The following is a 17534-nucleotide window of genomic DNA, read 5'->3' as shown; positions in this document are numbered from 1 at the left end:
GCCAGGCTCAGACGCCCAGCAAGTCGTTGAGCACCGGCATCTTGGCCTGCAGTTCGGCGGCGCCGAACTGCTCGACGATGCCGCCGTGCTCCATCACGTAGAAGCGGTCGGCCAGCGGCGCGGCGAAGCGGAAGTTCTGCTCCACCATCACCACCGTGAACCCCTTCTGACGCAGGGTGGTGATCATGCGGGCCAGGGCCTGCACGATCACGGGGGCCAGGCCCTCGGAAATCTCGTCCAGCAGCAAGAGCTGGGCGCCAGTGCGCAGGATGCGCGCGACCGCCAGCATCTGCTGCTCACCGCCCGACAGGCGGGTGCCCTGGCTGTGGCGGCGCTCGGCCAGGTTGGGGAACATGGCGTAGATCTCGTCCAGCGACATGCCCGGGCGCCCGGTCTTCAGGGCCGGGGGCAAGAGCAGGTTTTCCTCGCACGAGAGGCTGGAAAAGATGCCGCGCTCTTCCGGGCAGTAGCCCACCCCCAGGTGGGCGATGCGGTGCGTCGGCATGCCGACGGTTTCCACGCCATTGATTTTGATGGAACCCTTGCGCGCCCCGGTCAGGCCCATGACGGCGCGCATGGTGGAGGTGCGCCCAGCGCCGTTGCGGCCCAGCAGGGTCACCACCTCGCCCGGCTGCACGGTGATGTCCACCCCGTGCAGCACGTGCGATTCGCCGTACCAGGCCTGCAGGCCGCGGATCTCGAGTGCGGGAACCGTCATCTCAATGCGCCCCCTGCAGTTGGCCGTCGGTGGTGCCCATGTAGGCGGCCATCACGTCGGGGTTGCTCGACACCTCGGCGTAGGGCCCTTCGGCCAGCACGGCACCGCGTTGCAGCACGGTGATGCGGTCGGCGATGGTGGACACCACCTTCATGTTGTGCTCCACCATCAGGATGGTGCGCCCGGTCGACACTTTCTTGATCAGGTGCATCACGCGGTCCACGTCTTCGTGGCCCATGCCTTGTGTCGGCTCGTCCAGCAGCATCAGTTCGGGCTCCATGGCCAGGGTGGTGGCAATTTCCAGGGCGCGCTTGCTGCCGTAGGGCAGGTTGGCGGTGGTCTCATCGGCCTGCTCGGCCAAGCCCACCTCGGCCAGCAGGGCCATGGCACGCTCGTCCAACACGCGCAAGCTGCGCTCGCTGCGCCAGAAGTGGAAGGCCGTGCCCATCTGGCGCTGCAAGGCCACGCGCACGTTTTCCAGCAGGGTCAGGTGCGGGAACACCGCCGAGATCTGGAAAGAGCGGATCACCCCGCGCCGCGCGATCTGCGCCGGGCGCTCGCCGGTGATGTCGTGCCCATTGAAACGGATGGCGCCCGAGGTGGGCTCCAGAAACTTGGTGAGCAGGTTGAAACAGGTGGTCTTGCCGGCGCCGTTGGGCCCGATCAGGGCGTGGATGCTGCCCCGGCGCACACACAGGTTCACGTCGCTGACGGCCGTGAAGCCCTTGAATTCCTTGGTGAGGTGCTGCGTTTCCAGTATGGTGTCACTCATCGGCGAACTTCCCAAAAATACCGACCAGTCGGTACGTTGTGGAGCCATTGTGGGGAGAAAACCGTTTTTTCTGATAAGGGATTACCCCCGCCGCCAGCCCCCCACAGGCCCGAAATTGACGCCCAAGTGACACCGCTCCGACACGGTGCACGGCGCCAGGCCCACGTACACTCGGAGCCGTTTCATGCTTTGAGGTTGTCATGCTCGCTGCCCTTCGGCTGCACCTGTTGGCGTTCTGTTGCCTGGGCGTCGGACTGTGGTCCGCCCTTGGCCCGGCGCAGGCCCAAACCACCACCGCGGACACACCGGACCGCCCGCGCGTGGGTCTGGTGCTGTCGGGCGGGGGTGCCCGCGGCTTTGCCCACGTCGGCCTGCTCCAGGCCCTGGAAGAGGCTCGGGTGCCGGTGGACCTGGTGGTGGGCACCTCCATGGGCGCCATCATCGGCGGGCTGTACGCCAGCGGCCTGGCGCCCGACGCGCTGGAGCGCGAAATCCTGGGCGTGGACTGGACCACCCTGTTCACCCAGCGCCTGCCGCGGCAGGAACTGTCGCAACGCCGCAAGGAGGAAGATTTCGAGTTCTCTCCCGTGCTGCAACTCGGCTTCCAGGATGGCGAATTCCGCCTGCCCCAGGGGGCCGTGTCCAGCCGCTCGCTGGAGTTGCTGCTGCGGCGGCTGACGCTGCACACCCGGCAACTCGGCGGCTTCGACGGCCTGCCCATCCCTTTTCGCGCCGTGGCCACCGACATGGAAAACGGCCAGCCGGTGCTGCTGGCCTCGGGCGACCTGGCCGCGGCGCTGCGCGCGAGCATGTCGGTGCCGGGCGTGTTCTCGCCGCTGCACTGGCAGGGGCGCATCCTGGGCGACGGCGGCCTGGTCAACAACCTGCCGGTGGACGTGGCCCGGCGACTCGGCGCCGACGTCGTCATCGCGGTCAACATCGGCACCCCGCTGGCGGCGCGCGACACGCTGGACACCGCGGTCGGCGTGACGCTGCAGATGATCAACATCCTGACCGAGCAGAACGTCCAGCGCAGCATCGCCACCCTCACGCGCCGGGACCTGCTGCTGGCCCCCGACCTGGGCTCGCTGAGTTCGGGCGACTTCGACAAGGCCCCGGCACTGGTCGCCGCCGGCCGCGCCTACGGCCAGGCGGTGGCGGCGTCGCTGGCCCGCTTCAGCGTTGACGGCCCGACCTACGAACGCTGGCGCAGCCAGCGCGCACGCACCCACCAGGCCCTGGTCGATGGCCTGCCCGACACCCTGGCCTTCGTCAAACTGGAGGGCGTGGACGGCCCGCAGGCGGTGCGGCTGCAGCGCCAGCTCGACGTGCGCCCCGGCACAGCCCCCGACACCGAGCTGATAGAGCAAGACCTGCGCCGCCTGGTGGCGCTGGACGATTACGTGCGCCTGGACTACCGGCTCGAACCCGCCCCCGGCGCCAGCGGCGAAGGCCTGGTCTACCAGGTGCGCGAAGACCTCGCCGGCATGAACCAGTTCCGCGTTGGCCTGGACCTGCAGACCGACTTCCAGGGCCAGGGCGACTTCCGCCTGCGCATCAGCCACAACCGGCGCGACGTCAACCGCCTGGGCGCGCAGTGGCGCAACCACCTCGAACTGGGGGCCACCGTGGCCGCCGGCACCGAGCTGTACCACCCGCTGGGCACCGACCGCGACCGCTTCGTCAGCCTCTACGCCGACCACGAACTGCGCAAGATCGAATGGTTCGACACCGACGGCGACCCCTTCGCGCTGTTCCGCCGCCGTACCTCGCGCCTGGGCCTGGACGCGGGCTGGCACCTGGGCCGGGTGGGCAACTGGGGCGACGTGCGCTTTGGCCTGTTCGGCGCGCGCCGCCAGTCGCTGCTGGATTACGTCAACCTGGACACCCCGGGCGGCCTGCGCAACCAGACCTGGACCGAGGCCGCCTGGCGCCTGGCCTGGGTGTCCGACCAGCTCGACCACGCCAACTTCCCCCAGGCCGGCCACCGCTACCAGGCCGAATGGCAGAGCGGCCGTTACCGGACCGAGCAGGGCCGCACCCCCTTCGTGCGCTGGGACGCCAGCGCCAACCAGGTCTTCTCGCACGGGCCGCACACCTGGAACGCCTACCTGCGGGTGGGCCGCTCGTCGGCGGTGCCCCCGGGCGCGGCCGACGAGTATTCCCTGGGCGGATTCCAGCAGCTGTCGGGCTACCGCATCGGCCAGGTCGCCGGCAACGCGCTGGTACTGGCCCGCCTGGGCTACTACCAGCGCCTGCCGGTGCAGCCCGGCGTGGCCCGGGCGCTGTTCGTCGGCGGCACGCTGGAAGTGGGCAACGCCTGGAACAGCCAGGACCGCGAACGCGCCAACAGCCTGCGCCAACACCTGCGCTGGGGCAGCAGCCTCTACCTGGGCGCCGACACCGGCATCGGCCCCGTGTACCTCAGCGTGGTTCACGCCCCACGGGGATACACTGGCCTGTATTTCCTGCTGGGCAAACCCTGACCCCCCGAGACCGACCGCATGAACACCTTACTCACCCACCGCTGGACCCGCCGCGCCCTGATCGCCCTGGCCTCGCTGCTGGGCCTGTGGCTACTGGCCTGGCTGGGCGGGCCGCCCCTGCTGCGCTGGGCGATCGAAACCCAGGGCAGCCAGGCCCTGGGCCGGCCGGTCCAGGTCGGACAGGTGTCGCTGCGGCCCTGGTCGCTGGAGTTGCGCCTGCAGCAGCTGCGCATCGGTGCCGCCCCGGGTGCCACCGACACCGCCCCCCTGCTGAGCGTGGACGAACTCTATGTCGACGCCGAGTTGCAGTCCTTGCTGCGCCTGGCCCCGGTGATCGACGCGGTGCAGGTCCGGGCGCCCGTGCTGCGGCTGACCCACCTGGGCGAGGGCCGCTACGACATCGACGACGTGCTGGCCAAATTCCAGAAACCCGACGAACCCCCGTCAGAGCCCCCCCGTTTCGCGCTGTTCAACATCGCCCTGAGCGACGGCCAGCTCGTCTTCACCGACACGCCCCGCAACGCCCGCCACACGGTGGAGGGGACACAGTTGCAAATTCCCTTCCTGAGCAATCTGGGCGCGCGCCGCGAAGTGGTCACCACCCCGCACCTGGCGTTCCGGCTCAACGGCACCACCTTCGACTCCAGCGCCGAGACCACCCCCTTCGCGGCCGACCGCCATACCCAGGCCCGCCTGCGTATCGCCGCCCTCGACCTGGCCCCCTACCTGCCCTACTGGCCCAGCCAATGGCCGCTGCGCCCCCAGAGCGGGCAGGTGGACGCAGACCTGACGCTGTCGTTTGAACAGCAGGACAGCCCCCGCATCGGCCTCCAAGGCGACTTCACCCTGAGCCGCTTGCGGCTGGAAGAACGCCTCACCCCCCAGGCCGCTGCCCAGCCCCTGTTTGGACTGGAACGCCTGCACCTGCAACTGGCCGACGTGCGCCCCCTGGAACGCCACCTGGGCCTGAGCGCCCTGACCCTGGACGGTCCCACCCTGCACCTGCGCCGCGATGGCCAAGGGCGGCTCAACCTGCAACGCTTGCAACAAGCCTTCCAAGCAACCCCGGCCAAGGCACCGGCCGCGCCCTCCCCACCGGCCCCCGCGGTGGCCGGTACCGCCCCCGGCTGGACCGTGACCCTGCCCACCGTGCAAGTGCGCCAGGGCGCCGTGCATTGGGCAGATGCCAGCACACGCCCCGCTGCCGCCCTCAGCGCCGAGGCCATCACCCTGGACGTGAAAGACGCCACCTGGCCGACCCAGCGCCCCATCGACCTGCGGGGCTCGCTGGCCCTGGCCGGCACCCCCCTGGCCTGGGAAGGCCAGGCCACCGGCGAGAGTGCCGACATCCGCCTCACCACCGAAGGCCTGCCGCTCCAACTGGCCGCGCCCTACCTGGCGAACGTGCTCCGCCCGGCCCTGGGCGGTCAGCTCAGCGCCGACGCCTCCCTGCAATGGCAGGCCGCGCAGGACGGCAAACCCGCCCGCCTGGCGCTCAAAGCCCCCAGTCTGGCACTGACTGGCCTGACCCTGGGTGCTCCGAAACAGGCCGAGGCCGGACTGCAGAGCCTGGCGCTCAAGGCCGTGCAGGTGCAACTGCTGGAACGCAGCGTGGCCATTGAACAGGTACGGCTGGATGGCCCCACCGTCCAGCTCAAACGCCACAGCGACGGGCGCTGGATGTTCAACGACTGGTTCCCTGCAGCCCCCGCCAGCACAGCCAGCCCCACCCCTGCGGCCCAAGCCCAGACCCCGCCCTGGGCCGTGGAGGTGGACGAACTGCAAGTCCGCGGCGGCGCGGTGCACCTGCGCGATGCCAGCGTCGGCGGTGGCGCCGCCCTCGACGCCACCCAACTGACACTGGACCTGCGCCAACTGCGCCCCCTGGCCACCGAGCAGGCGGCCATGCCGGTGCGCTTCTCCGGGCACATTGCCGCCCCCAAGCGCGCAGGCGGCCGCCTGGCGTTGGACGGCAAGCTGCGCCTGCCCGGCCAGCAGCGCAGCCCCAGCCCGCTGGACGTCCGCGGCCAGCTCCAGGTGGAGCGCCTGCCCGTGCACGCGCTGGAACCCTACCTGGCCCAGGTGCTGAACTTTGAACTGCTGCGCGCCGACGCCAGCTACCGCGGCAGCTTCGCCCTGGCCCTGCCGGCCACCGGCCCCCAGTTGCAGCTCCAGGGCAACGCTGCCATCGAAGACCTGAAGGCCACCACCCGCAACCCGACCGAAGACCTGCTCGACTGGAAAGCCCTGAACCTGCGCGGCCTGTCGGTGGCCGTGGACCAGGGCCAGCTGCGCCAACTCGCCATCCGCGAAACCGTGCTGAGCGACTACTTCGCCCGCGTCATCGTCGACCCCCTGGGTCGGCTCAACCTGCAAGGTCTGTTCGGCCAGCCAGCGCCGGCCAGCACCGGGGCGCCTGCTGCACCGGCGGCAGCACCGGCCAGCACCGCCACCCCGTCGACACCCGCCGCGCCTGCGGCCGCCACGGCGACGGCCAGCGCCGCCCCCAGCGCCCAGATCGACTTCGGCCCCATCGGCCTGGTCAACGGCCGGGTGCGCTTTTCCGACCGTTTCATCCAGCCCAACTACAGCGCCAACCTGAGCGAACTCAGCGGCAGCCTGGCCGCCTTCTCCAACCGCCCCGCCAGCGGCAACACCCCCGCGCTGGCAGCCCTCAGCCTGCGCGGGCGCGTCGAAGGCAGCGCCACGCTGGACATCTCGGGCCAGCTCAACCCCCTGGCACAGCCCCTGGCCCTGGACATCCGCGGCCAGGTGCGCGACCTCGAACTGCCCCCGCTGACCCCCTACAGCAGCAAGTACGCGGGCTACGGCATCGAACGCGGCAAGCTCAGCGTGGACGTGAGCTACCGCATCGACCCGAACGGCCAGTTGAAGGCCAACAACCAGATCGTGCTCAACCAGCTGCGCTTTGGCGACCGCATCGAGGGCAGCGAGGCCCCGAACCTGCCGGTCAAGCTGGCCGTGGCGTTGCTGGCCGATCGCAACGGCGTCATCGACATCAACCTGCCCATCAGCGGCTCGCTCAACGACCCGCAGTTCCGCCTCGGTCCCATCATCGTGCGGCTGGTGGTCAACCTCATCGGCAAGGCCCTGACCGCGCCCTTTGCCCTGATCGCCAGCGCCTTCTCGGGCGGCGACGACCTCCAGCAGGTGGCCTTTGCCCCGGGCAGCGCGGCGCTGTCCGCCGAAGCCCGACAGGCCCTGGACAAAGTGGCCCAGGCCCTCGGCGACCGACCGGCCCTGCAACTGACCGTGGTCGGCCACAGCCGCCTGGACAGCGAACGCGAGGCCTTCCGCCGCCTCAAACTGGACGGCATGGTGGCGGCCGAAAAGCGCCGCCGCGCCGCACGCGACGGGCAGGACGGCACCGCGCTGCCGCCGGTCAGCGCCGACGAGTACCCGGCGCTGCTGAAAGAGGTGTACCGCCGTGCCGACATCACCAAGCCGCGCAACCTGCTGGGCCTGGCCAAAGACCTGCCCGTGGCCGACATGGAAGCCCTGCTGCTGGCGGCGGTGCCCGTGACCGAGGCCGACATGCGCGACCTGGGCGTGGCCCGTGGCGTGGCGGTGAAGGAATACCTGGCCAGCCGCCAGGTGCCGGCGACCCGCCTGTTCCTGGGGGCTGTGCCGCCCCAAAGCGAGACCGGTGCGCGTGCCGAACTCAAACTGTCGGTGGATTGAGCGCGCGCGCCGCAGAAAGCCCTCTGGATTCGCATAGAATCACGGCACACGCGGGCGTCGTTCAATGGTAGGACTCTTGCTTCCCAAGCAAATAACGTGGGTTCGATTCCCATCGCCCGCTCCAAGTTGACCCCGACAACCCCGAGCACTGCGCACACCGGTAACCCGTTGATCCCCCCGGACAGCGGGTTTTTTTATGTGCCGTGCTCCCACCCAGGCCCACCATGACCGACACCACCCAACGCCCCGCCCTGCCCGACCGCCTCTCGGTCCACCCTGGCCCGCACCATGTGCCCGCTGTGTTCGAGCACGACATCGGCATCCGCTTCAATGGCCAGGAGCGCTTCGATGTGGAGGAATACTGCGTCAGCGAAGGCTGGATCAAGGTGCCGGCCGGCAAGACCCGGGACCGCAAGGGCCGCCCCCTGCTGATCCAGCTCAAAGGCCAGGTCGAGGCTTTCTACAAGTAAGCCCCCAGCCCGGGCCTGCGGGCCCGCTCCATTACAGACAGGAATGGGCAAAAAAAAGCACCTGGGCATTGCTGCGCCAGGTGCTGTGTGTGTGGTGGGTCGTGCAGGATTCGAACCTGCGACCAACGGATTAAAAGTCCGCTGCTCTACCAACTGAGCTAACGACCCGACCGTAAACGGTGGACACTTTGGTGAGTGCCCTGGCGCGCAAACCGCGCCATTCAGTGAAAGAAAAAGCACTCGCGCATTGCTGCACCAAGTGCTTGATCTGGTTGGTGGGTCGTGCAGGATTCGAACCTGCGACCAACGGATTAAAAGTCCGCTGCTCTACCAACTGAGCTAACGACCCAACTTTCAGATCTGAGCAAGCTGTTTGCTTGCTGCTAAGCCTTAGATTCTAATCCTTTTTTCCATCGTTTCTGAGTACGGCCGATTTTTTTGGAAATTTTTCGCCAGACGCCAGGCGCTCCATCAGCCAACCCGCGGCGCACAGGCCGAAGGTGGCCGTCACCGCCACACTGGAGCCGTAACCGTGGCAATTGAGCGAGCCGTCCGGGCTGCCGTCCAGGGCGCAGGCGGCATCCGGCGGCGCCACGGCCTCGCGGCTGAACACGCAGGCCACGCCCATGGTGCCGTCGCGGGCAGCGCCGTGGTGCTTGCGCAGGCGGTAGCGCAGTTGGGCCAGCAGGGGGTCGTGGGTGGTGGCGTGCAGGTCGCCCACCTCCACCCGGTCGCCGCGGCGCTTGCCCCCGGCCGCCCCCACGGTCATGAAAGGCACGCCCACACGACGCGCCCAGGCGGCCAGGGCCACCTTGGCCGACATCTGGTCGCAGGCGTCCAGCACCGCCAGCGGTCGGCCCCGGGCCAGGGCCTGCTCGGCCAGCGCCGGCCAGTTGTCGGGCGTGACGAAATCATCCACGCCGTGGACCGTGGCCGCCGGGTTGATGAGCGCGATCCGGTCGCGCATGGCCTCCACCTTGGCGCGGCCAAACTCCGGGGTGAGCGCATGCACCTGGCGGTTGGTGTTGGACTCGCCAACGTGGTCCATGTCGATCAGGGTCAGGCAGCCCACACCACTGCGCGCCAGCGCCTCCGCGGCCCAGGAGCCGACACCGCCGATGCCGACGACGAGGACGTGCGCATCGAAAATCCGCTGCGCTCCCTCGGGGCCGTACAAGCGGCGCAGGCCGCCGAAGCGGCGCTCGAACCCGGGATCGCCCGCGACACCACCGGCCAGCGACTCACTCACGTTCGAGCAGCCACATCTGGAAGCGGAAGCCGCCGACCGCGCCCGCCACAATGCCGGCGACCGCGATGACGCTGGTCAGGCTCAGGGTGGACAGGCCAGACAGGCCCTGACCCACGGTACAACCCATGGCCGTGACACCGCCCACACCCATGCACAACGCGCCGACCACGTGCAAGGCCGTGTCCTGCGTGCTGCGGAAGCCTTCCCAGCGGAAGCTGCGGGTCCGCAGCGCGTAGGCGAATGCGCCCAGCACCACGCCGAACACCGACACCACGGCCAGGGTGAGCACCTTGGAGGTGTCGCTGAAATAGATGAGCCAATCCAGGGTGTAGGCCATGGGCGCGGTGAAGGTGAGCGACTCCATGCGGCCGGAATTGGTGGCGAGGAACACCGCCTCCAGGGTCTCGGGGTGTTCGGCCACGAAACCCAGGCGCCCGGTGACCCACCACATGGCGGCCACCGCCGCCCCGATGCCCAGGCCCGCCAGCCAGTTGTCCAAGGCACCACGGAAGCCCCGGCCTGCCACCGCCCACAGCACCAGCGCCAGGCCGACGCCGCCGCCCACCAGCAGGCCGGTCTGGGCCGGCGCCCAGCCGAAGGCCGCCGCCAGCCAGGCCGGAATCGCGCTGCCGGGCGCCATGTCGAAGGCCACCCGGTCCACCGTGTTGACGCGCAGCACCGCCGTGACCCCGCGCATGGTGGCGAAAGCCGCGACCCCCATGACGAAAAACACCACGAGCGATTTCAGGCTGCCGCCGCCGATGCGCACCAGGGTCTTGCTGCCACAGCCCGAGGCCAACACCATGCCGAAACCGAACAAGCCCCCCCCCACCAGGGCCGAGAGCCAGATCACCCGGCCACTGGCGTAGATGGTCTGGGCCGGATCGATCCAGCCCAGCCAGGCCATGCCATGGAAACCGAGCATGGCCACGCCCACGGCCATGGCCCACATGCGCATGCGGGTCCAGTCGCCCATGTTGACGATGTCGCTGATCGCGCCCATGGTGCAGAAATGGGTGCGTTGGGCGATCAGCCCGAAGGCGGCGGAGACGGCAAAAGCCGCCCAGAGCACCTGCGCGTGGAGGTGTGAAATGTCGGAAATTTCCATGGCGCTGGATTGTAGAGGCCCCACACACAGCGTGTGGGGCGGGCCTTCAGCGCAGACGGGCGAGGCGGTCTTTCGCGGCCGAGGCGGCCTCGGACGCCGGGTAGGTCTTGACCACGTTCTGCAAGGTGGCCTTGGCGCTGCGCGCGTCTTTCAGTTCGAGGTGGCAGTTGGCCACGGCCAGCAGGGCTTCGGGCGCCCGCGCGTGTTGCGGAAACTGGGCCAGCAGGCGCTGGTAGCTGTCGATGGCGGGCTTGTAGCTGCGGTTGGCGTACTGTGCATTGCCCAACCAGTACAGCACCACCGGCACATAGCCGCTGCTGGGGTAGCGCGTCAGGAACTGGGTGTACTGCTGAGCCGCCGCGGGGAAGTTGGCGGCACGCAAGGTCGTCATCGCGGCCTCGAACGCCGCTTTCTCTTCGGGTTTGGCGGTGAACTCCTGGCCTTCGAGCGTGACCTTGACCGGCTCCAGCGGACGCAGGCGCTCGTCGATCGCGCCGCTCACGTCGCGCTGCTGGCGCTGCAGGTCGGCCACATCGCGCGCCAGGCGTTCGTTCTGACCACGCACCTCGGCGAGTTCGCGACGCAGGGCTTCGATCTGGTTGACCAAGTCGAGCATGCTGCGCCGCGCCGGGCCCAGGCCGCCCTCTTCCAGGGCCTTGACTTCGGCCGACAGGCGCTGATCGGCCGCTTCCGCGGCCTGCCGGTTGGCATCGACCCGGGTGCGCAGGTCGATGATGGCGCGGCGCGCCTCGTCGTCACCGAACAGGGCGGCGTGCCCGGACGAGGCCGCGCCCCACAGGGCCAAGGCCAGGAACACCGGCCGCCAAGGCCCGGCGAAAGAGCGTGTGGCGCCACTCATGGTCAGCGGTAACTCAGTTCAACGCGGCGGTTCTGGCGGAAGGCCTCTTCGTCGGCGCCGGTGTTGGCCGGTTTTTCCTTGCCGAAGCTGACCGACTCGATCTGGCCATCGGTCACGCCCAGCAGGGTCAGGGAACGGCGCACCGCGTCGGCACGCTTTTGCCCCAGGGCCAGGTTGTACTCGCGGCCGCCGCGCTCGTCGGTGTGGCCTTCCAGCACCACGCGGCGCTGGCGGTCGGCGTTCAGGAAACGGGCATGCCCTTCCAGGGTGGACATGGACTCGCTCTTGACGGAAAAATCGTCGTAGTCAAAGTACACCACACGCGCCAGGTTCTGCGGCGGCTGTCCCAGTTGGCCCGCCCCGGCCTGAACGCCGTTGACGCCGCGCGGGTCGATCGCGTTGCCCGCCGCACCCGCACCGGCTGCGCCCGCGGCCCCCACCGGCACCCCAGTGCGGTCGGACACCGGCGCACCTTCGTCCAGCTTGACGCTGGAGCCGCAACCGGCCAGCAGCGCGGCGGCAAGCACGCCGGCCAGGCCCAGCTGCCAACGGCCCGTCACGGAACGGGGGGCAGCGGCCGAGGAAACAGAAGAAACCGGGGAATGGCGGTGGGCAGTCATGGGAAACAATCGGTGGAAGAAAAGGGTGAACTGTAAACGGTGTTCAGCGCTGGAACGGGCCCCAGTCGGGTTCGCGGACAGCCCCGGGCACGCTGGCCAGGCGGGTTTTGATGCGCCCGTCCAGGGTGGTGGTCATCAGGGACTCGCGGCCTTGCACCTTGGTGGCGTACATGATGAGCCGGCTGTTCGGCGCGAAGCTCGGGCTTTCGTCGGCGGTGGTGTCGGTCAGGGTGTTGAAGTTGCCCGTGGCCAGATCCATGACACGCAGCTTGAAGGCGCCGCCGATGCGGGCCACGAAGGCCATGGAGCGGCCATCCGGACTGATCGCTGGCGAGATGTTGTAACTGCCGTCGAAGGTCACGCGGGTGACGTCGCGGCCGTTGCTGGCCATGCGGTAGATCTGCGGCGAGCCGCCCCGGTCGCTGACGAAGTAAACGCTCTTGCCATCGGGCGAGAACGCGGGTTCGGTGTCGATGCCGCTGGTCTGCGTCAGCCGCTGCGGCTGGCCGCCATTGGGGTCCAGGGCGTAGATCTGCGAGCCCCCGCCCAGGGTGAGTGTGGCCAGCACCTGGCGGCCATCGGGCGACCAGGCCGGGGCGCTGTTGGAGCCGCGGAAGCTGGCCAGCAGGCGACGGCGGCCGGTGGCGACCTCGTGGGTGTAGATCACCGGCTTGCGCGACTCGAAAGACACGTAAGCCAGCTGCCCGCCATTGGGCGCCCAGGCCGGAGAAATGATGGGCTCCGGGCTGCTCAGGGCCGACTGGGCGTTTTCGCCGTCGGCGTCGGCCACCCACAGCTGGTGGCGCTCGCCCTGCTTCGAGACGTAGGCGATGCGGGTGGAGAACACGCCCGGGTCGCCGATGAGTTTTTCGTAGACGTAATCGGCCACGCGGTGAGCGGCCAGACGCAGGTCGGCGGCGGCGACCGGGAAGCTGACCCCGCCCAGGTCCTGGGCGCGCACCACGTCCCAGAGGCGGAAGCGCACGTCGTAACGGCCGTCGGCCAGGCGCGAGACGCTGCCGGTGACGAGCGCATCGGCGCCGCCGCTGCGCCAGGGGGCCAGGTCGGGGCGGGCCATCTCGTCCAGCACGGCTTCGCTGCCGGCCACGTAGCGCAACTGGCCGCTGCGCTCCAGATCGGCGCGCACGATGGCCGCGACGTTCTGCGGCGCACCGGGCACCACCTTGAAGGGCGCGATGGCGAAGGGGATCTGCTGCATGCCCACGCCCGAGACCTCGACCCGGAACTGCGCCCAGGCCGGCACCGTGGCCGTGGCCCACAAACCCGCCCCCCCCAGCAGGGTGAGGCACTGGCGGCGGCCAAGAGGGGGAAGCGAACGGGCAGAAGAAGTCAAGCGCATGGGTCTGAATCGGGCACCGAAACCGGCGCCCCGGGAGTGGACTGTCGCGCCGATAATACCGGACACGCCAATGTGAACTGTGACCGTTTGTGCCAGAAAGGTTCCCCCGGCACGGCCAACCGCAGATTTTCCCCACCGCCGCTTTGACCGACACCACGTCCCCCCCGCCCACCACCGCCGTGGTCCCGCCCCTGCCGCAGCGCCTGCGCCGCCTCTGGCCGTATTTCCGCCACGCCCGCGCCGGCATCGGCCTGGCCTTTGTGGGCACGCTGCTGGCGGCGCTGACCGAGCCGGCCATCCCGGCTTTGCTCAAGGCCCTGCTCGACCAGGGTTTTTCCACCGGGTCCTTCCCGATGTGGACGGTGCCCGCGGCCTTGATGGGGCTGTTCGCCCTGCGCGGCGTGGCCACCTTCCTGGCCAATTACGGCCTGAGCCACACCGCCACCCAGGGCATGGTGACGCTGCGCCAGGCCATGTTCGCGCGGCTCAACACCGCGCAGCTCGACCTGTTTGCCCAGCAAAGTGCAAGCAAGCTGTCGAACACCGTGGTGTACGAGGTGCAGAGCGGCACCACCCTGCTGGTCGGCGCGCTGCTGACCAGCGTGCGTACGGTACTCACCATCGTGGCCCTGCTGGTCTACCTGCTGTACCTGAACTGGCAGCTCACCGGCATCGTGCTGGCCTTGTTTCCGCCGCTGGCCTGGGTCATGCGCAGCCTGTCCAAACGGCTCTACCACATCACCCGCAGCAGCCAGCACGCCACCGACGAACTGGCCTATGTGGTGGAAGAAAACGTGCTGGCCCACCGCATGGTTCGCTTGCACGGCGCCCAGGCGCAACAGGCCGAGCGCTTCGAACGCCTGAACGTGGCGCTGCGCCGGCTGGCGATGAAATCGACCATCGCCGGTGCCGCCATGACGCCGCTGAGCCAGTTGCTGGCGGCTGCGGCGCTGTCGGCGGTGATCATGGTGGCGCTGTGGCAGAGCAACGCCGGGGCCACGGTCGGCGGTTTCGTTGGCTTCGTCACCGCCATGCTGATGCTGATCACCCCGATCCGCCAACTGGCCGACATCGCCGGCACCGTGACACGCGGACTGGCGGCACTGGAACGCGGCCTGGAGCTGGTCGAGGACACGCGCGAGCAGACCGGGGGCCGACACCGCGTGGACCGGGCCCTGGGCCAGATCGCCCTGGAGCGGGTCTGGGTGCGCTACGGCAACAAGGACGGCGCGGCCTTGCGCGACCTGAGCCTGCAGGTGCGCCCGGGCGAGGTGGTGGCCCTGGTCGGCCCCTCGGGCTCGGGCAAGACCACCCTGGCCAACCTGCTGCCCCGCTTTGTGGAGGTGAGCGAAGGCCAGGTCAGCCTCGATGGCGTGCGCCTGACCGATTGGGACCTGGGCAACCTGCGCGCGCAGTTCGCCATGGTCAGCCAGGACGTGGTCATGCTCAACGACACCCTGGCCCACAACGTGGCCTTGGGCGCCACGGTGGACGAAGCCCGGGTGCAGGCGGCGCTGGCCTCGGCCAACCTGGCCGAGCTGGTGCAGCACCTGCCGCGCGGCATGCACACCGTGGTCGGCCACAACGCCACCGAACTGTCGGGTGGGCAGCGCCAGCGCTTGGCGATCGCCCGGGCCATCTACAAGGACGCACCTGTGCTCATCCTGGACGAGGCCACCTCGGCGCTGGACAACGAGTCGGAACGGCTGGTGCAGGAGGCCCTGTCGCGCCTGATGCGCGGGCGCACCACCCTGGTGATCGCGCACCGCCTGTCCACCATCGAACACGCGGACCGCGTGGTGGTGCTGGCCGACGGCCAGATCGTGGAGCAAGGCAGCCACGCCGAATTGCTGGCGGCCAATGGGGCTTACGCGCGCCTGCAAGCGCAGGCCCAGCACGCGGTGGACCGCGCAGACACGGCGCCGCAGGCCGGCGCCTGAGTGCCCTGCGGGCGACGGACAGCGCCCCCACAGCCCGGATCCACCGGCCCCAGGCCTGCCGGCCCGGGTCGGCCGCGTTCACAGCAGCACGATGTCGTACTGCTCCTGCGTCATGCCGCTTTCGCTTTGCAGCGAAATCGGCTTGCCGATGAAATCGCTCAAGCCGGCGAGGTGGGCACTTTCCTCGTCCAGAAACAGCTCGACCACCTGCGGCGAGGCCACCACGCGGAACTCTCGCGGGTTGAAGGCGCGTGCTTCGCGCAGGATTTCGCGCAGCACGTCGTAGCAGACGGTGCGGGCGGTTTTGACGTGCCCCTTGCCACCGCAGGCGGCACAGGGCTCGCTCAGCATCTGCGCCAGCGACTCGCGCGTGCGCTTGCGCGTCATTTCCACCAAGCCCAATTGCGAAAAGCCCCCGATCATGGTTTTCACCCGGTCGCGGGCCAGCTGTTTGCGGAACTCGGCCAACACCGCCTCGCGGTGGTCTTCGCGCACCATGTCGATGAAATCGACGATGACGATGCCACCCAGGTTCCGCAGCCGCAGCTGGCGCGCGATGGCCTGCGCCGCCTCCAGGTTGGTGCGAAACACCGTGTCGTCGAAATTTCGCGCCCCCACGAAGCCGCCGGTGTTCACGTCCACCGTGGTCAGCGCCTCGGTCTGGTCGATCACCAGGTAGCCGCCGGACTTCAAGTCCACCCGCCGCCCCAGGGCCCGGGCCATCTCCTCGTCGATGCTGTAGAGGTCGAAGATCGGGCGCTCGCCGCTGTACTGGCGCAACCGTTCGAGCGTGCTGGGCATGTACTCGCGTGCGAAAGTCTGCAGCAGACCGTGCTGCTCGCGCGAATCCACCTGGATGGACTGGGTCTGCGCCCCGACCAGGTCGCGCAACACCCGTTGCAGCAAGGTCAGGTCCTGGTACAGCAGGGTGGCCGGCGGCTGGCGCGCCGCACCGGCCTTGATGTGCGCCCAGGTCTTGCGCAGGTAGGCGATGTCCTCGGCCAGTTCCTCGTCGCTCGCGTCTTCGGCGTTGGTGCGCAGAATGAAGCCCCCCCCGCCCTCGGCTGTGAGCGCCACCAGGCGCTGGCGCAGGGCCTCGCGCTGGGCGTGCGGAATCTTCTGCGACACGCCGAGGTGCTTGTCCTGCGGCAGGAAGACCAGCAGGCGCCCGGCGATGCTGATCTGCGCCGTCAGGCGCGCGCCCTTGGTGCCGATCGGGTCCTTCAACACCTGCACCATCAGGGCCTGGCCTTCGAAGATCTGGCGTTCGATCGGCAGGGTCCCGGCGGCAGGCGCAGCCACCGCCGGGGTGCCATCGGCGGCCGGCTGGCCACTGGCCACCAGCGGCGCCTTGTCCTTGCCCGCATGGCGCGCGGTGATGTTGGGCAGCAGGTCGGCCACGTGCAGAAACGCCGCGCGGTCCAGCCCCACGTCGATGAAGGCCGACTGCATGCCGGGCAGCACGCGCGACACCTTGCCCAGGTAGATGTTGCCGACCAGGCCGCGCTCCAGCGTGCGCTCGATGTGCACCTCCTGCACCGCGCCCTGCTCCACCACCGCCACGCGGGTTTCCTGCGGCGACCAGTTGATGAGTATGTCTTGTGCCATGCCGCGATTACAGCAGACGCAGGCCGGCGGCGCGCAGCACCTGTGCGGTCTCGAACGCGGGCAGGCCCATGATGCCCGTGTAACTGCCGCTGATGCGCTGCACCCACAGCCCGGCCAGGCCCTGGATGCCGTAGGCACCGGCCTTGCCCATGGGCTCGCCGGTCTCGACGTAGCGGCGGATGTCGGCCGAGCTCCACTCACCGAAGGTCACCTGCGAGCGGCTCAGGGCCTGCCAGACCTGGCCTTTGTGACCCACCGCGACGGCCGTCAACACCTGGTGGCTGCGCCCGGCCAGGCGCTGCAGCATGCGCTGGGCGTCGGCCTTGGACGCCGGCTTGCCCAAAATATCGCGGCCCAGGGCCACCGTGGTGTCGGCGCACAGCACCGGCCCCGGGGGCAGGCCACGACGCTGCAGCCGCGCCACGGCGGCGTCCAGCTTGTGGCGGGTGACGCGCTGCACGTAGTGCGCCGGCGCCTCGGCCGGGCGCACCGCCTCCAGTGCCTCGGCGTCTTCGTCGGGGTCGGGCAGCAGCGGCTCGCAGCGCACGCCCCACTGGGTCAGCAGGTCGTGCCGGCGCGGGCTCTGCGAGGCGAGGTACACCCAGGGTTCGGGCGCGGGACTGGCGGTCTGGGACATGCGAC

At 69.4% G+C, this 17534-nt stretch carries 13 protein-coding genes and 3 tRNA genes; 5 read left to right on the top strand and 11 right to left on the bottom strand.

Annotated elements, in window-relative coordinates; genetic code table 11:
• Window positions 1-7: 7 nt before the first annotated feature.
• Together CON77_RS05090 and CON77_RS05085 are read right to left on the bottom strand one after the other, a co-directional pair.
• Window positions 8-718, bottom strand: coding sequence for an ABC transporter ATP-binding protein (locus CON77_RS05090; protein WP_101048054.1), 711 nt, complete (start codon window positions 716-718; stop codon window positions 8-10).
• A gap of 1 nt (window position 719) precedes the next feature.
• Window positions 720-1490: an ABC transporter ATP-binding protein gene (locus CON77_RS05085; protein ID WP_101048053.1), complete on the bottom strand. Its 771-nt coding sequence runs from the start codon at window positions 1488-1490 to the stop codon at window positions 720-722.
• Window positions 1491-1690: 200 nt separating this feature from the next.
• On the opposite strand from CON77_RS05085, the gene CON77_RS05080 reads away from it, so the two are divergent.
• The 4 genes from CON77_RS05080 to CON77_RS05065 all read left to right on the top strand — a co-directional run bounded on the left by CON77_RS05080 (window position 1691) and on the right by CON77_RS05065 (window position 8148).
• On the top strand, window positions 1691-3976 hold the full coding sequence (locus CON77_RS05080; protein ID WP_101048052.1) for a patatin-like phospholipase family protein: 2286 nt from the start codon (window positions 1691-1693) through the stop codon (window positions 3974-3976).
• A gap of 18 nt (window positions 3977-3994) precedes the next feature.
• On the top strand, window positions 3995-7678 hold the full coding sequence (locus CON77_RS05075) for a DUF748 domain-containing protein (RefSeq protein ID WP_101048051.1): 3684 nt from the start codon (window positions 3995-3997) through the stop codon (window positions 7676-7678).
• A gap of 50 nt (window positions 7679-7728) precedes the next feature.
• Window positions 7729-7802: transfer RNA gene (locus tag CON77_RS05070), tRNA-Gly, on the top strand.
• A gap of 100 nt (window positions 7803-7902) precedes the next feature.
• Entirely contained in the window at window positions 7903-8148 is a 246-nt protein-coding gene (locus tag CON77_RS05065) for a DUF3297 family protein (RefSeq protein ID WP_101048050.1), read from the top strand.
• Between the two features lie 92 nt (window positions 8149-8240).
• On the opposite strand, the gene CON77_RS05060 is transcribed toward CON77_RS05065, so the two are convergent.
• The 7 genes from CON77_RS05060 to tolB all read right to left on the bottom strand — a co-directional run bounded on the left by CON77_RS05060 (window position 8241) and on the right by tolB (window position 13338).
• Window positions 8241-8316 (bottom strand) — tRNA-Lys (locus CON77_RS05060).
• Window positions 8317-8421: 105 nt separating this feature from the next.
• Window positions 8422-8497 (bottom strand) — tRNA-Lys (locus CON77_RS05055).
• Between the two features lie 48 nt (window positions 8498-8545).
• A complete protein-coding gene (locus tag CON77_RS05050) occupies window positions 8546-9397 on the bottom strand; it encodes a tRNA threonylcarbamoyladenosine dehydratase (protein ID WP_101048049.1) in 852 nt (283 codons plus the stop codon).
• Window positions 9390-10505 carry a YeeE/YedE family protein gene (locus CON77_RS05045; RefSeq protein WP_101048048.1) on the bottom strand — a complete coding sequence of 372 codons (1116 nt, stop codon included), beginning with the start codon at window positions 10503-10505 and terminating at the stop codon, window positions 9390-9392. Before CON77_RS05045 ends, CON77_RS05050 begins: the two co-directional genes overlap by 8 nt.
• 46 nt (window positions 10506-10551) lie before the next feature.
• Entirely contained in the window at window positions 10552-11364 is an 813-nt protein-coding gene (ybgF, locus tag CON77_RS05040) for a tol-pal system protein YbgF (protein WP_101048047.1), read from the bottom strand.
• A 2-nt stretch (window positions 11365-11366) separates the two neighbouring features.
• Window positions 11367-11924, bottom strand: coding sequence for a peptidoglycan-associated lipoprotein Pal (pal, locus tag CON77_RS05035; RefSeq protein ID WP_232788410.1), 558 nt, complete (start codon window positions 11922-11924; stop codon window positions 11367-11369).
• Between the two features lie 103 nt (window positions 11925-12027).
• Window positions 12028-13338 (bottom strand): Tol-Pal system beta propeller repeat protein TolB, encoded by a 1311-nt coding sequence (tolB, locus tag CON77_RS05030; protein WP_439650526.1) that lies wholly within the window; start codon window positions 13336-13338, stop codon window positions 12028-12030.
• A gap of 149 nt (window positions 13339-13487) precedes the next feature.
• On the opposite strand from tolB, the gene msbA reads away from it, so the two are divergent.
• A complete protein-coding gene (gene msbA / locus CON77_RS05025; RefSeq protein WP_101048044.1) occupies window positions 13488-15284 on the top strand; it encodes a lipid A export permease/ATP-binding protein MsbA in 1797 nt (598 codons plus the stop codon).
• A 78-nt stretch (window positions 15285-15362) separates the two neighbouring features.
• Here msbA and CON77_RS05020 read toward each other — a convergent pair whose 3' ends face one another.
• On the bottom strand, window positions 15363-16892 hold the full coding sequence (locus CON77_RS05020) for an Rne/Rng family ribonuclease (RefSeq protein WP_101048043.1): 1530 nt from the start codon (window positions 16890-16892) through the stop codon (window positions 15363-15365).
• A gap of 7 nt (window positions 16893-16899) precedes the next feature.
• Entirely contained in the window at window positions 16900-17529 is a 630-nt protein-coding gene (locus tag CON77_RS05015; protein WP_101048042.1) for a Maf family protein, read from the bottom strand.
• Between the last annotated feature and the right edge of the window lie 5 nt (window positions 17530-17534).

This window comes from Macromonas nakdongensis (assembly GCF_002837145.1).
Lineage (GTDB): Bacteria > Pseudomonadota > Gammaproteobacteria > Burkholderiales > Burkholderiaceae_C > Macromonas_B > Macromonas_B nakdongensis.
This window is presented reverse-complemented; position numbering and strand designations above follow the sequence as displayed.